This window comes from Clostridium sp. UBA5988, from assembly GCF_002435615.1.
Lineage (GTDB): Bacteria > Bacillota > Clostridia > Clostridiales > Clostridiaceae > Clostridium_J > Clostridium_J sulfidigenes.
This window is the reverse complement of record NZ_DJBA01000027.1, coordinates 85,764-99,954: the sequence shown is the minus strand read 5'-3', so window position 1 is coordinate 99,954 and position 14,191 is coordinate 85,764. Positions and strand designations below refer to the sequence as shown.

General features: G+C 30.8%; 18 protein-coding genes. All 18 read left to right on the top strand.

The features are described from left to right. Positions 1–147 precede the first annotated feature (147 nt). The 18 genes from minC (at position 148) to B3J31_RS06365 (ending at position 14,173) form a co-directional block, all read left to right on the top strand. Positions 148–780 carry a septum site-determining protein MinC gene (minC, locus tag B3J31_RS06450; RefSeq protein ID WP_150843817.1) on the top strand — a complete coding sequence of 211 codons (633 nt, stop codon included), beginning with the start codon at positions 148–150 and terminating at the stop codon, positions 778–780. A 16-nt stretch (positions 781–796) separates the two neighbouring features. After that, positions 797–1,606: a septum site-determining protein MinD gene (gene minD / locus B3J31_RS06445; protein ID WP_346873795.1), complete on the top strand. Its 810-nt coding sequence runs from the start codon at positions 797–799 to the stop codon at positions 1,604–1,606. Between the two features lie 2 nt (positions 1,607–1,608). Beyond that, the gene (gene minE, locus B3J31_RS06440) at positions 1,609–1,878 is read left to right on the top strand and encodes a cell division topological specificity factor MinE (protein ID WP_346867851.1); all 270 of its coding nucleotides are present in this window, start codon (positions 1,609–1,611) and stop codon (positions 1,876–1,878) included. A gap of 75 nt (positions 1,879–1,953) precedes the next feature. Beyond that, positions 1,954–3,060 (top strand): rod shape-determining protein RodA, encoded by a 1,107-nt coding sequence (gene rodA / locus B3J31_RS06435; protein ID WP_346867852.1) that lies wholly within the window; start codon positions 1,954–1,956, stop codon positions 3,058–3,060. An 11-nt stretch (positions 3,061–3,071) separates the two neighbouring features. Next, positions 3,072–3,440: a methylglyoxal synthase gene (mgsA, locus tag B3J31_RS06430; RefSeq protein WP_035128787.1), complete on the top strand. Its 369-nt coding sequence runs from the start codon at positions 3,072–3,074 to the stop codon at positions 3,438–3,440. A gap of 236 nt (positions 3,441–3,676) precedes the next feature. Next, positions 3,677–4,492, top strand: coding sequence for a M23 family metallopeptidase (locus tag B3J31_RS06425; protein ID WP_346867853.1), 816 nt, complete (start codon positions 3,677–3,679; stop codon positions 4,490–4,492). A 22-nt stretch (positions 4,493–4,514) separates the two neighbouring features. Further along, on the top strand, positions 4,515–5,363 hold the full coding sequence (locus B3J31_RS06420; protein ID WP_346867854.1) for a site-2 protease family protein: 849 nt from the start codon (positions 4,515–4,517) through the stop codon (positions 5,361–5,363). Between the two features lie 104 nt (positions 5,364–5,467). Beyond that, a complete protein-coding gene (locus B3J31_RS06415) occupies positions 5,468–7,327 on the top strand; it encodes a TIGR03960 family B12-binding radical SAM protein (protein WP_346873794.1) in 1,860 nt (619 codons plus the stop codon). Beyond that, complete coding sequence (locus B3J31_RS06410) at positions 7,302–8,003, top strand: TIGR03936 family radical SAM-associated protein (protein WP_346867877.1); 702 nt, start codon at positions 7,302–7,304, stop codon at positions 8,001–8,003. Before B3J31_RS06415 ends, B3J31_RS06410 begins: the two co-directional genes overlap by 26 nt. 11 nt (positions 8,004–8,014) lie before the next feature. Then, positions 8,015–9,472: an Rne/Rng family ribonuclease gene (locus B3J31_RS06405; protein ID WP_346867856.1), complete on the top strand. Its 1,458-nt coding sequence runs from the start codon at positions 8,015–8,017 to the stop codon at positions 9,470–9,472. Between the two features lie 202 nt (positions 9,473–9,674). Beyond that, positions 9,675–9,986, top strand: coding sequence for a 50S ribosomal protein L21 (gene rplU / locus B3J31_RS06400; RefSeq protein ID WP_035128800.1), 312 nt, complete (start codon positions 9,675–9,677; stop codon positions 9,984–9,986). 2 nt (positions 9,987–9,988) lie between these two features. Continuing rightward, positions 9,989–10,336: a ribosomal-processing cysteine protease Prp gene (locus tag B3J31_RS06395; protein WP_150843809.1), complete on the top strand. Its 348-nt coding sequence runs from the start codon at positions 9,989–9,991 to the stop codon at positions 10,334–10,336. 1 nt (position 10,337) lies between these two features. Next, positions 10,338–10,640 (top strand): 50S ribosomal protein L27, encoded by a 303-nt coding sequence (gene rpmA, locus B3J31_RS06390; RefSeq protein ID WP_150843808.1) that lies wholly within the window; start codon positions 10,338–10,340, stop codon positions 10,638–10,640. A 199-nt stretch (positions 10,641–10,839) separates the two neighbouring features. Continuing rightward, positions 10,840–12,117: a GTPase ObgE gene (obgE, locus tag B3J31_RS06385; RefSeq protein WP_346867857.1), complete on the top strand. Its 1,278-nt coding sequence runs from the start codon at positions 10,840–10,842 to the stop codon at positions 12,115–12,117. Positions 12,118–12,138: 21 nt separating this feature from the next. Then, the gene (gene yhbY / locus B3J31_RS06380) at positions 12,139–12,432 is read left to right on the top strand and encodes a ribosome assembly RNA-binding protein YhbY (RefSeq protein ID WP_035128811.1); all 294 of its coding nucleotides are present in this window, start codon (positions 12,139–12,141) and stop codon (positions 12,430–12,432) included. Positions 12,433–12,548: 116 nt separating this feature from the next. Then, the gene (gene nadD / locus B3J31_RS06375; protein WP_150843806.1) at positions 12,549–13,157 is read left to right on the top strand and encodes a nicotinate-nucleotide adenylyltransferase; all 609 of its coding nucleotides are present in this window, start codon (positions 12,549–12,551) and stop codon (positions 13,155–13,157) included. Between the two features lie 3 nt (positions 13,158–13,160). Continuing rightward, positions 13,161–13,733, top strand: a complete 573-nt coding sequence (gene yqeK, locus B3J31_RS06370; RefSeq protein WP_150843805.1) for a bis(5'-nucleosyl)-tetraphosphatase (symmetrical) YqeK — start codon at positions 13,161–13,163, stop codon at positions 13,731–13,733. Positions 13,734–13,792: 59 nt separating this feature from the next. Then, positions 13,793–14,173, top strand: coding sequence for a Rid family detoxifying hydrolase (locus B3J31_RS06365; RefSeq protein WP_150843804.1), 381 nt, complete (start codon positions 13,793–13,795; stop codon positions 14,171–14,173). Positions 14,174–14,191 lie beyond the last annotated feature (18 nt).

The following is a 14,191-nucleotide window of genomic DNA, read 5'->3' as shown; positions in this document are numbered from 1 at the left end:
AATGGATTACCATTTGTTATTTTTTTAAAGGAATATTGTTATATAATAAGTATTTCAACAAAAAAATTATTTTTTCTCAATATAAAGAAGGAATTTAGGCTCTATACGTTGAAATAGTAAGAATATCTCGATATGTGGAGGTTGCATATGCAAGATGATGGTATAAAATTTAAAGGCGAAAAAGATGGACTTAATTTAGTTGTAAATATTAAACTCTTTAGCTCTATAGAAAGCTTAATTGAAGCATTGAGAGTAAAGCTTCGAAAGGGTAGAAGGTTCTATAAGGGTGCCTCCATTAAAATAACTGTAGATATGAGGCAATTAGAAGCTAGAGATTTAAGAGCAATAAGAGACTTTTTATCAACGGAATTTATGATAAAGGATTGCTCCTTTATAAATTTAGAAGATAATAAAAAAAAGGTTTTTAATGGTATACATGAAGGAAAAACTAAATTTGTCAGAAAAACTATAAGAAGTGGTCAAAGATTTGAATATTCAGGAAATATAGTTATTGTAGGAGATGTAAATTCTGGAGCAGAGGTATATGCCGCAGGAAATATAGTAGTATTAGGCTCTGTTAAAGGTAGTGTGTATGCTGGGATTAATGGTAATAGTGGTGCTATAATAGCCGCCTTTGCATTAACACCACAAATAATGCAAATTGCTGATCTTATCACTAGGTCTCCAGAAGATATGGACAAACCTAGGTATCCAGAATTGGCAAGAATTAAAAATGGAAATATTGTTTTAGAACCATATTCAATAAATAAATATATTTAATCGGAGGTATTAGTAAATGGGAGAGGCCATAGTTATAACATCTGGGAAAGGTGGAGTAGGAAAAACTACTACTACAGCAAATATAGGTACAGCTTTAGCATCAATGGATAAAAAAGTAGTTGTTATTGATGGAGACACAGGATTAAGAAACTTAGATGTTCTCATGGGACTTGAAAATAGAGTGGTATTTACATTAGTTGATGTTATTGAAGAAAAGTGTAGATTGAAACAAGCACTTATAAAAGATAAGAGGTTTAACAATTTATTTCTTCTTCCAACAGCACAAACTAGAGATAAAAATGATGTAGATATAAATGAAATGTTAAGAGTGGTAACACAGTTAAAACAAGAGTTTGATTATGTAATTTTAGACTGCCCTGCAGGTATTGAACAAGGTTTTGAAAATGCCATTGTAGGAGCAGACTGGGCTATTGTTGTTGTGAATCCAGAAATCACATCTGTGAGAGATGCAGATAGGGTTATTGGAAAGTTAGATGCTAAGGGGATAGAGAGACAGGAACTTATAGTTAACAGAATGAACTTTGATATGGCTAAGAATGGTGAAATGTTGACTATAGAAGATATAAAGGAGTGTTTAGCTACTAAAGTTATAGGGGTAGTGCCCGATGACAGAAAGGTAACTATATCTACTAATAAAGGTGAGCCTGTAGTGTTAGACAGTTCTGCTTATGCTGGTCAAGCTTTTAAGAATATTGGAAATAGAATTTTAGGAGAAGAAGTACCATTCCTAGATTTTAATGAAATATACGGTCAAAAAGGGTTTATGGGTGCAATAAAAAAAATATTTGGAGGAGGTAGAAATTAGATATGGACTTGTTTAAAATTTTTTCAAGCAAAGTATCTTCAAAGGATATTGCTGCAGATAGATTAAAACTTATTCTAGTCCATGATAGAGCTACCGTTTCACCAGATTTTTTAGAGAATATTAAAATGGAGTTGCTTAAGACTATATCTAATTATGCAGAAATTGAAAATGGAGAAGAAATTGAAATAAGAATAACTACTAGTGATGAATATGATGGGAATTCCCCAGCTTTAGTGGCTAGTATACCTATTAAAAAAGTTAAGAGAAGGTAATCAAAAAAGCTATGTTTTTCATAGCTTTTTTTCCTTGTTATGATATAATAGGAACAGGTATGGAGGGAGATGCAAATGAATAAATTATTAGAGAAATTTAAAATTAATGATAAGTTAATTAAAAATATAGATTTTAGTATTTTAATTGTAGTATTTTTAATCGTAGCCTTTGGTATAGTTAATATTTACTCTGCCATTGGAGCTAAATATGCCATGCTTCAATTTGCTTGGATGATTGTGGGTATGATAACTATATACTTCATATTAACTTTAGACTATGTGCAAATATTAAATTATGCACCTGTTATATATTGGGCAGCGGTTATACTTTTGCTTTTTAATGATATAACTGGTAAAGCGGTAAATGGAGCTAATGCATGGATTAGTTTGGGAAATAGAGCTATTCAGCCTGGAGAGTTTGCAAAAATTGGTATGATCCTTATGGTTGCAAAGGTTATAGAGGATGCTGAAGGTGATATAAATAATATAAAAACATTTTCTAAAATAGCCATGTATGCAGCTATTCCAATGATACTCATTGTAATACAGCCAGATATGGGGCTTACCATGGTTTCATTTTTTATAATGTTGGGAATTGTAATTGTAGCAAACTTAAATTGGAAGATCATAGTTGGAGGTCTTTCCGCAGTGGTATTGGCAGTTGTAGGAATATGGAGGTCTGAGATTATGCCCTTCTATTGGAGAGCAAGGTTTTTAGCAGTTATTAACCCTGAAGACTATGCACAAACAGAAGGAATGCAGTTAATTCAATCTAAAATAGCCATAGGTTCTGGTGGAATATTTGGTATGGGATTTATGAATGGGAAGCAATATAAGTTTGTACCAGAAAACCATACAGACTTTATCTTTGCTGTATTAGGTGAAGAATGGGGATTAGTTGGAGCGCTAGTACTTATGATGTTATATGGAATACTTCTATGCAAACTTATAAATATAGCAAAGAACTCAAAAGATATAGCTGGAGGTATTATAGTGGTAGGTGTAATAGCATCTATACTATTTTCAATAATTCAAAATATCGGGATGACCATTGGATTACTTCCTATATCAGGTATAACATTACCTTTTGTTAGTTATGGTGGGAGTTCTATGTTAACTTATTTTATATCTTTAGGGTTAGTTTTAAATATAGGTATGAGAAAGAATAAAATTAATTTTTAGGAGTGATTTAAATGAGAGTTGCATTGGTTGCACATGATAAAAAGAAGGATGACATTATTGATTTTGCTAAAAGATATAAGGATGTGCTAAAGGATCATGAACTTTATGCTACAGGCACTACAGGAAAACTTATAAATGAAATAGTTGGTCTTCCTATATATAGATTTTTATCAGGACCCTTAGGTGGCGACCAACAAATAGGAGCAAGACTTGCAGAAGGAAATATGGATATGATAATTTTTTTAAGAGATCCTCTTACAGCTCAACCCCATGAACCTGATGTAACAGCCCTTATAAGACTCTCAGATGTTCACTGTATACCTCTTGCAACTAATATAGGTACAGCAGAAGTATTCATGAAGGCTTTAAAAAACAGATAATAAAATTAATAATAATATTAAATAAAAGAAGCTGTCTCAAGACAATTTGTTAATCTTTTTAAAATGTTGAATTTGTACTTTATATAAGTCCATTATTAACATTACTTTAGGATTGGCATATACTGAGACAGTCTTTTTTATTAGGCTTTGATGAAAATAAATTTTTATACCCATCATAAAGTTACTTTTTTTTAATATATATAAATTAGTAATAATAAATTATGGGGGGATATTTTATGGGAATTTATAATGAATATTATCAAAAATATTATTCTAATATGAGAAAACAATCAGGAACTAGTGAGTATAAACCTACAAAATATAGTGGAAATAGTACTAGAGGTAGTAACTATAAATTAAATAGTAGAAGAAATACCTTCCCCATTTATTTAAACATTTTTGGGAAAGGCTTTGCCAATATATTGATTATTCAATGCGTAATAGTTCTAGTTCTTATAGCTGGACTATTTTTAGCTAGAACATATTCTAACAGTTACGTTAATAAGGTATATGACAAGAGTATAGCAATTATAAATAATGGTTTATTGAAGGAAAAAAATATAACTATGGAGAATATAGTCCAAGCATTTAAAGAGGAAAGTATATTGGATATATTTAAGGAAGAAAAAATTACTGAAGTTTTTAATGAAGTAAAGTCTATGGTTAATTTTGAAGAAAAGAAAGAAAATTATATAAAAGAAAATTATGTAAACCCCATAATCATAAAGGATAAAAATCAAATTACTATAAAAGATAATAGACTTTCTTTAAGATTAACTAGTGCAAGTGATATAAAAGCGTCCTTTCCAGGAAAGGTAAAGAGTATTACTGAAGGAAAAGAAATTACTTTAATCCTAGACTATGGTGACGGTATTGAGATGAAATATTATGGACTAAGCGGTAGCAAAGTTAAAATTGGAGATTCTGTTGATACAGGAGAAGTTATTGGTACAGTAAAGGGAGATGAAGGCAATATATTAAGTATAGAAGTATTTTATATGGGAAATATTTTAAACCCAGAGAAATGCTTTAATTTTGAAACTATGATATAGCAAGATTATTAGGGGGAAATCATTGATACGAATAAGCAAATACTTAATACCCTATATAATTTTAATATTGATTATAGGATTTAAAAGTGAGTTAATTATAGGTTTTATAATCATAATCATCCATGAAATCATTCATTTAATAACAGCAAGAATTTTAGGTTATTCAGGATTTTCTATAGATATATTACCAATAGGTACTACTTTAAAATTAAAGGAGCTAGAAGAGGCAACTCCTAAGGAAGATATTATTATATCCTTAAGTGGTCCTATAGGGAATTTTTTAATTGCTTTAACTAGTTATTTTTTAGGCAGATATTTTTCTAATTCTAGTTTTATTGAATTTTGCAATTATAATTTAGTTATAGGTATATTTAATCTTATACCAGCATTTCCTTTAGATGGAGGTCGTATATTAAGAGATATTCTTAATATTAAGCTCATATATAAAAAAGCTAATAAGATTGCGCTAAATATAAGTATAGTAATAGGATATATATTTGGAGCAATCTTTTTAATGGGATTATGCATGGAGCAACTGGTTTTAGATTTTGCATTTTTTTCTATATTTATATTAATGATTTCCTATAAGGAAAAAGGGAGGATAGCTTATATAATAATGGGATATATCATCAAAAAAAAGGAAAAGCTAATAGGTAGAGGATACCTAGAAAATAAAAGTATTTCTGTTTATTACAAAATAAATATATTACAATTAATAGAATTAATAGATAAAAACAAGTATAATGTATTTACTGTACTTGATGATGAAATGAACATGATAGGGGTTTTATATGAAGAGGATATATTAAATGGAATTAAGGAATTGGGAAATATAACTCTTGAAGAACTTCTAGAAAGCTATGAAAAATAGTATAGTTACTTGAAATATTATATAGTTGTGCTAAAATGAAACTTAGCTTCAGCGGATGTAAAATCTTCTGAAGCTAAGTTGAATTAACTTAAGGAGGATACTCAATGAATAAAATTTCCGACGATATTTTGTATAGAGTTGAGAAACCAGCTAGATATATAGGTGGAGAATTAAACTCATATAATAAAAATAAAAACAGTGTAGATATTAGATATGCTTTTTGTTTCCCAGATGTTTATGAAGTGGCAATGTCCCACTTAGGAACAAAAATACTATATCATCTTATGAATGAAAGAGAGGATACCTTCTGTGAAAGATGCTTTGCACCTTGGCCAGATATGGAAAAACTACTAAGAGAAAATAACATTCCACTAGGAACTCTTGAAACTAAGGATTCCCTTAGTGAATTTGATATTTTAGGATTCACTCTTCAATATGAAATGAGCTATACTAATATCTTAAATATGTTAGATATGTGTAATATACCAGTTAGAGCTTCAAAAAGGGGAGAAGAATATCCTATCATCATGATGGGAGGTCCTTGCGCCTACAATCCTGAGCCTTTATATGATATAGCTGATGTTTTCATATTAGGAGAAGGAGAAGAAGTTACCCATGATGTTTTAGATGTTTATAAGGAAATGAAGGGTAAATCAAAGGCTGAATATCTAAGAGCAATTTCAAAGATTCAAGGAGTTTATGTACCATCCCTTTATGACGTAAATTACAATGAAGATGGCACTATTAAGGACATGACTCCAAAGTATGAGGATGTACCTAAAACTGTTAAAAAGAGAATAATTTCAGATTTTAATGCTAACAATTCTCCAGAAAAATTCATAGTTCCTTATACAGAAATTATTCATGATAGAATAGTTATTGAAACCTTTAGAGGATGTACAAGAGGATGTAGATTCTGCCAAGCAGGAATGATATACAGACCAGTTAGAGAAAAAACCACAGAAAAGCTTATGGAAGAAATCGATGTTCTTGTAAAAAACACAGGTTATCAGGAGATTTCTCTAAGTTCCTTAAGTATTTGTGACTACTCTAATATCCAAAACTTAATATTTTCTTTAATTGAAAAGTATGGAGAAGAAAAAATAGGAGTATCTATACCATCAATTAGAATAGATGCCTTCTCTGTAGATTTAATAAAGGAGATACAAAAGGTAAGAAAGACAGGATTAACCTTTGCTCCAGAAGCTGGAACTCAAAGGATGAGAGATGTAATAAACAAAGGTGTAACAGAAGAAGATTTATTAAGATCTGCTAGAAATGCCTTTGAATCAGGTTGGTCAACTATAAAGCTATACTTTGTTATAGGACTTCCTTACGAAACCGTAGAAGACGTAGAAGGAATTGCACACTTAGCAGAAAAGGTAGTAGAGGAATACTTCCATGTACCTAGGGATGTAAGAAAGAGGGGCTTAAGAGTTACAGTAAGTACTTCTATATTAGTACCAAAGCCATTTACACCTTTCCAATGGGCTCCAATGAATCAAGTGGCTGAAGTGAGAGAAAAAATATCAAGTCTTAGAGACGCTATAAAAAGTAAGGCTATTAACTACAATTGGCATGAATCAGCACTTAGCTACCTAGAAGCAGTATTTGCAAGAGGGGATAGAAAACTTTGTGATGTTCTAGTAAAGGCCTTTGAAAAGGGCGCTAGATTTGATGGTTGGAACGAGTACTTCAACTTTGAATTGTGGCAAGAAGCTTTTGAAGAATGTGGGATAGATGGAGAATTCTATGCTTATAGAGAAAGAAGTTATGATGAAATCTTACCATGGGACTTCATTGATATAGGAGTAAGTAAAAGCTATCTAATAAGTGAAAATGAAAAAGCTAAAGAAATGGTTTTAACACCAGACTGTAGAGAGAGATGTACAGGATGTGGGATCAATACTAGCTTTAAGGAAAAGGAGTGCTTTCATGGTGCGTTATTTAATAAAATACACTAAAGAAAGTGAAATAAAGTTTTTATCTCATTTAGATTTAATGAGAACTATACAAAGAGTTATAAGAAGAGCAAAACTACCAATAGAGTATTCTAAAGGGTTTAATCCTCATATGAGCATATCTATAGCACAACCCCTATCAGTAGGGGTATATTCTACAGGAGAATACTTAGATGCAGTGTTTATTGAAGCCGTTGATGAAAAGGAAATTCTAAAGACTTTAAATGAAAATACAGTAGGTGGAGTTAAATTTTTATCCGTTACCAAAGTAGCCAGAAAAGAAGGACAGAAAAATCAGCAAGCAATGGCTACCATAGATGCAGCTAAATATATAATAAATTTTAAACTTCAGGATGAGTCTGTACTAGATATGGATTCTTTAATGAATTTAAGTCAATGGACAATTTTAAAGAAATCTAAATCAGGAGAAAAGGAAACAGATATTAAGCCTTTAGTTAAGGAGATAAAGTACTCCATAGATAATAAAATGTTAACTATAGAAGGATTTCTTAGTTGTGGAAGTAGAGAAAACCTATCAGCAAGTTTACTTAGTGAATTTATAAAAACTCATGTAAAGGGAATTAAGGAAGATGCCTTTGTTGATATAAAAAGAGTAGAAATGTATGCCTTTAAAGGGAAAGAACTACTTACACTTCAAGAGTATTTTGCACAGTACTAGGAGTTGATTTAATGAAAAAAATATTCATTGAAAGACAAAATACATTATTAAAGGTTGCAGTAAAATATGGTAATATTCTTAAAGAGTGTTTTATAGAAGAAGATACAGAAGGCCCTAAGGTAGGAGACATATATAGAGGTGTAATTAAAAATATAGTACCTTCTATTCATGGTGCTTTCGTAGATATAGGTTATGAAAAAAATGGATATCTTTCCTTAGAAAAAAATCATCATATAAACACCCTTAAAAAAGGTGATGAAGTTATGGTAGAGGTAGTAAAGGAAGAGATAGATAAAAAAGGCCCAAAGGTAACTAGAAACCTTTCCTTACCAGGAGCCTATGCAGTACTTACTAAAGAACATAGCCATATAGAAATTTCAAAAAAGATTAAAACACCAAATTTTAAAGAATTAATAGAAGAAGATATATCAAAACCTGAGGATGTTGGAATAATAATTAGAACAAAAGCAGAAAATATTGATATAAACATTTTAAAGGAAGAAATAAGTGAGTTAATACATAGATATGAAGAAATATGTAATAAGTTTACTTACTCATCTAAAGTAGGACCTCTCTATAAAGATAATGGGATACTAAGTAGGGTCTTAAGAAATTATACTGAAGGTGGAGCTGAGATAGTAGTTGATAATTATGAAGATTACCTTTACTATGAAAAGTTAATTAAAGAAAAGCACTTAGAAAATCTTCATCTAAGTTTTTATGAAGGAGCTTTATCAATATTTGATAATTATGGCATAGAAAAAGAAATTTTAGCATTAAGACATAATAAAATTAACTTATCCAGTGGTGGTAACATTGTGTTACAGCGCACTGAAGCCATGAATGTGGTGGATGTAAATACAGCTAAAAACATAAAGCCATCTTTAAAGGAAAAAAATATTTTAGTAACTAACATGGAAGCTGCTAAGGAAGTAGTAAAACAGATAAGACTGAGAAATCTAGGTGGGATAATAGTAGTAGATTTTGTAGATATGAAATCTCATGAAGATAAAGCTGAAGTCTTAAAAGTTCTACAAGAAGAGTTTAAGGATGATAAGCATAATACTAAGATATATCCTTTTACAGAATTAAATTTAGTTCAGATAACTAGAAAAAAATATGGCAAATCCATATGTGATTATGTTTTTAATTCCTGTGTTCATTGTAAAGGTACAGGAGAAAAAGTATCTTTACAATATATATTAAGCATTTTAAAAGGTAAAGTGAAAAAAATAAAATCAGAGCAGGGAATTAAAAATATCTATATAGAACTAGATAAAAACTATGAGTATGAAATAAATAATGATATAGTAACCTTTGTGGAGAAATTAGATGGGCTAGACTGTGATATTTTTATTAGATTTCAGGAAAATCTAGATAATTTTAAAGCTGAATCTTTAATTTTCCATAGCCAAATTGAAGCTATGGAAGAATTAAAAGTATTTTCTGCAAAAACTAGATGTAAGTAATAATTTTGAAAAACATGGCAGTATTAGAGATAATAATCATCAATAAAAAAATACCATAAGTTGCTTTACAATCATCAGCGTATGTGTTAAAATGTCATTTGTAGACCGCACACATAAGGTTTTTAAACTAACTTATAAAATTTTGTAAAGAATTTGTAAGTTATACCTGAGATGGCGAGACTGGATTGAGGAGGTGTATTTAATGTACGCAGTTTTACTTACTGGAGGAAAGCAATACAGAGTTCAAGAGGGAGACGTTTTATTCGTTGAAAAACTTGAAGCTGAAGTTGATTCAACTGTAGAATTCGATAAGGTTTTAGCAGTTGGAAAAGAAGACGGTTTAGTAGTTGGAAAGCCTGTAGTTGAAGGAGCTAAAGTTGTTGCTAAAGTAGTAGCACAAGGAAAAGCTAAGAAAGTTATAGTTTTCAAATATAAGCCAAAGAAAGACTACAGAAAGAAACAAGGTCATAGACAACCATTTACTAAAGTTGTAATTGAGAAGATTGAAGCTTAATTATGATTAAGGTAACTTTCAAAAGAACAAAAAGCATGTTAGTATCATTTCATGTATATGGGCATGCTGAGTATTTTGATGTTAAGCAAAATACAACTGTTTATGATGATGTTGTTTGTGGTTCTGTAAGTAATTTAGCCCAGGTAACAATCTTAGGAGTGTTAGAGGTGCTAAAGTTAAAACCTACATATATCGCGGAAGAGGGAAACATAGCTTTAGATGTATCTAAGTTATCTCATGTGGAAATAGAAAGTACACAAGTCCTACTAGAAACGATGTTATTGGGATTAAAAAATTTAGAAATTAGTTATGGAAAATATATCAAAGTTGTAGTAGAGGAGGTGCAGTGATATGTTACTAATAAACCTTCAGTTATGTGCTCATAAAAAAGGAGTAGGTAGCTCTAAGAACGGTAGAGATAGTGAATCTAAGAGATTAGGGGTTAAACGTGCAGACGGACAATTTGTACTTGCAGGAAACATCCTTGTAAGACAAAGAGGAACAAAAATTCACCCAGGTACAAACGTTGGTATCGGTGGAGATGACACTCTTTTCGCTAAGGTTGATGGAGTTGTAAGATTTGAAAGAGTGGGTAAAAACAAGAAAAAAGCTAGTGTTTATCCAATCGATGTAGAAATTGCAATAGCTGAATAGTTAATTAAGCACCCGTAAGGGTGCTTTTTTATGACATAGGACAATTATTTATTCTATGTTATAAAAAAACATCCCTAGGTGTTAATTAGTTTTAAAATAAAACATAGGTAAAATTATTATTTTTGTAAATAATAATAATATACGTATACTTAATTCGTAAAAATATCAAAGGATATTTTGTTAGGAAGGTGAAATAATAATGTTTATAGATACAGCCAAGATTTTTGTACAGTCCGGAGATGGTGGTAATGGTTCCATTCATTTTAGAAGAGAAAAGTTTGCTCCACTAGGTGGACCAGATGGTGGAGATGGAGGAGATGGTGGAAGCGTCATATTAGTAGTAGATAGTAATATGACTACCCTATTAGATTTTTCTTATCACCGTAAATTCGTAGCTCCTAATGGGGGAAAGGGTGAAGGCTCTAAATGCTACGGAAGAGGTGGAGAAGATATTATTATCAGAGTTCCAATGGGAACTATAGTTAAAGACTTTGAAACAGATAAGATTATGTGTGACTTAGCTCATGATGGCGATAAATTTGTAGTATGTAAAGGTGGAAAAGGCGGAAAAGGAAATGCAAAATTTTGTACTCCTACAAGACAGGCACCAAACTTTGCAGAGCCAGGTATGCCAGGAGAAGAAAGATGGATTAAGCTAGAACTTAAACTTTTAGCCGATGTAGGACTTCTAGGATTCCCTAACGTAGGAAAATCAACACTTTTATCCATGGTATCTAAGGCTAGACCAAAGATAGCTAACTACCACTTTACTACTATAAAACCAAATCTTGGAGTGGTGGCAGTGAAGGGTATAGAACCTTTTGTTATTGCTGATATTCCAGGTATCATAGAAGGAGCAGCAGAGGGAGTAGGATTAGGATTAGAGTTCTTAAGACATATAGAGAGAACTAGAATGCTTATTCATGTAGTTGATATTTCTGGAGTTGAAGGAAGAAATCCTATAGAAGACTTTAAAAGAATTAATGAGGAACTTAAAAAATATAGCATAAAGCTATGGGATAGACCACAGATAATTGCAGCAAATAAATCTGATATGCTCTATGATGAAGAAGTTTATGAAAACTTTAAAAAAGAATTACAAGCTATGGGCTATGATAAGATATATAAGATATCCGCAGCTACCAATGAAGGTGTAGATGATCTTATGAAGGCTGCAGCTGAAATGCTTAGTACAATTCCAGTTAAGGAATTAGAGATTTCAGAAGACGATAAATTTATTCCTGAAGAAAAGAGATTTACATATGAAATAAATGAAGTCGAAGAAGGTATATTTGAGATTACAGGATCCTTTGTAGATAGATTATTAACTAGTGTAAATGTAAATGAGCCAGATTCATTAAGATACTTCCATAAAGTTTTAAGAAACAAAGGAATTATCGATGAGTTAAAGGATATGGGAATACAAGATGGTGACCTAGTAAGATTAAATGATTTTGAATTTGAGTTCTTATTATAGAATTAGGGGGAAATAAATAACATGATAACAACAAAACAAAGAAGCTATCTTAGATCTCTTGGAAGTCAATTGGCACCTATATTCCAAGTAGGAAAAGGTGGCATAGAAGAAAACTTTCTTAAGCAGATAGATGGGGCTCTAGAATCAAGAGAGCTAATTAAGATAAAAACTTTAAATAATAGTGGGATTACAGCAAGAGAAGCTTCAGAAATTTTATGTGAAGAATTAGGTTGTGAAGGAATTCAAGCTATAGGAAGTAAATTAGTTATATATCGCAAATCCAAGAAAAATCCTAAAATAGAACTTCCTAAATAATATACATTTAATTGAGTTTTAGAAACCTTTAAAGATATGTAACTTTTAAACAAGTATCCCATTTACAGTTGGTAAAATACTTCATATATGGTATTATAATTTAAAGAGGTAATAGCATGAAAAAGGCGATTTTTGGAGGAACTTTTGATCCTATACATATAGGACATATTCATATAGCTTATGAGGCACTATATAATTTAAGCCTAGATGAAGTCATATTTATGCCAAATGGTCGACCACCACATAAAAGAGCTAGGGCTGTGACAGAGGAGAAAATTAGGTATAAAATGGTTTCTCAGGCCATAAAAGGGGAGAAAAAGTTCTCTATAAGTGATTTTGAGATAAAAAGTGACAGTTTAAGTTATACTTATAATACTCTAATGCAGTTTAACCATAGAGAACCTTATACTCAATGGTATTTCTTAGTTGGAGTAGATAGTTTAATGACTTTAAGGCAGTGGAAAAATATTCACATCATATTAGATAACTGCACTTTAGTTGTGTTTTCTAGAACTGGATATGCTATGGATGATGTATTAAAAATGAAAAAGGATTTAGAGACAGAGTATGGTAAAGAGATAATTTTGTTAGAAATGTCTCTCTTAGATATATCATCTACAGAAATTAAAAAGAAAATTTCAGAAGATAAAATGGTTAATTACCTTCTTCCTCAAGGGGTAGAGGAGGTAATTAATCAATATAATTTATATAGAAATAAGGTGTAAGGTATGTGGCAGGAAAATAGAATAAAAGATTATATAAAAATTCATCTTACCAAGGAGAGATATAACCATAGTTTAGGTGTAATGAAAACTAGTGAAGACCTTGCAAAACATTATGGTATAAATCCTAATAAAGGTAGAATAGCTGGGCTTTGTCATGATTGTGCTAAAAATTTTTCTGCCAATGATTTAATTAATAAAGCAAGGAGTAATGGAGTAATTATTTCAGATATATATTACAAATCTCCTCAGCTTTTACATGGTTTAATTGGAGCATATATATCAAAGGAAATGTTCCATGTGGAAGATGAAGATATTTTAAATGCAATAAAATATCATACAACAGGACGAGAAAATATGTCTACATTAGAAAAAATAGTTTATATTGCTGATTGTATAGAGCCTTCAAGAAATTTTAAAGGTGTGGAAGAATTAAGAACTTTAGCCTATGAGGATTTAGATAAAGCTCTTTTAAAATCCTTTGACGATACTATAATGTATATATTATCTAGAAACTCAATAATGCATATAGATACCATTAAAGCTAGAAATTATTTGTTAGTTACTAAAAGAAACTGATATTACTAGGTAAAAATTATCTAATAATATATAATAATTTAATTTGGGGAGGCAAAAAAATGGATAAAATCATAATCAACACTGAAAAAGCACCTGCAGCTTTAGGACCATACTCACAGGCAGTTAAGGTAGGAAATTTACTATACACTTCAGGTCAATTACCAATAAACCAAGCTGGAGAATTAGTAAATGATGATATACAAAAGGCTACAGCTGTGTGCTTAGAAAATGTTAAAGCTATTCTTGAAGAGGCTGGTACATCCTTAGATAAGGTTGTAAAGACTATGGTATTTATAAAGGATATGAATGACTTTGCAGCCATGAATGAAATATATGGAAAGTATTTCAATGCAAATCCACCTGCAAGATCTTGTGTTCAACCAGGTAAGTTACCAAAAGATGCTTTAATAGAAATAGAAGTAATAGCAATAGTAGAATAACTAAGTATATGATTAAGC

Bases quoted from the DNA above. Each gene is read 5' to 3' on its own strand.
- minC (WP_150843817.1), top strand. From the start codon at position 148: ATGCAAGATGATGGTATAAAATTTAAAGGCGAAAAAGATGGACTTAAT.
- minD (WP_346873795.1), top strand. From the start codon at position 797: ATGGGAGAGGCCATAGTTATAACATCTGGGAAAGGTGGAGTAGGAAAA.
- minE (WP_346867851.1), top strand. From the start codon at position 1,609: ATGGACTTGTTTAAAATTTTTTCAAGCAAAGTATCTTCAAAGGATATT.
- rodA (WP_346867852.1), top strand. From the start codon at position 1,954: ATGAATAAATTATTAGAGAAATTTAAAATTAATGATAAGTTAATTAAA.
- mgsA (WP_035128787.1), top strand. From the start codon at position 3,072: ATGAGAGTTGCATTGGTTGCACATGATAAAAAGAAGGATGACATTATT.
- B3J31_RS06425 (WP_346867853.1), top strand. From the start codon at position 3,677: ATGGGAATTTATAATGAATATTATCAAAAATATTATTCTAATATGAGA.
- B3J31_RS06415 (WP_346873794.1), top strand. From the start codon at position 5,468: ATGAATAAAATTTCCGACGATATTTTGTATAGAGTTGAGAAACCAGCT.
- B3J31_RS06405 (WP_346867856.1), top strand. From the start codon at position 8,015: ATGAAAAAAATATTCATTGAAAGACAAAATACATTATTAAAGGTTGCA.
- rplU (WP_035128800.1), top strand. From the start codon at position 9,675: ATGTACGCAGTTTTACTTACTGGAGGAAAGCAATACAGAGTTCAAGAG.
- B3J31_RS06395 (WP_150843809.1), top strand. From the start codon at position 9,989: ATGATTAAGGTAACTTTCAAAAGAACAAAAAGCATGTTAGTATCATTT.
- rpmA (WP_150843808.1), top strand. From the start codon at position 10,338: ATGTTACTAATAAACCTTCAGTTATGTGCTCATAAAAAAGGAGTAGGT.
- obgE (WP_346867857.1), top strand. From the start codon at position 10,840: ATGTTTATAGATACAGCCAAGATTTTTGTACAGTCCGGAGATGGTGGT.
- yhbY (WP_035128811.1), top strand. From the start codon at position 12,139: ATGATAACAACAAAACAAAGAAGCTATCTTAGATCTCTTGGAAGTCAA.
- nadD (WP_150843806.1), top strand. From the start codon at position 12,549: ATGAAAAAGGCGATTTTTGGAGGAACTTTTGATCCTATACATATAGGA.
- yqeK (WP_150843805.1), top strand. From the start codon at position 13,161: ATGTGGCAGGAAAATAGAATAAAAGATTATATAAAAATTCATCTTACC.
- B3J31_RS06365 (WP_150843804.1), top strand. From the start codon at position 13,793: ATGGATAAAATCATAATCAACACTGAAAAAGCACCTGCAGCTTTAGGA.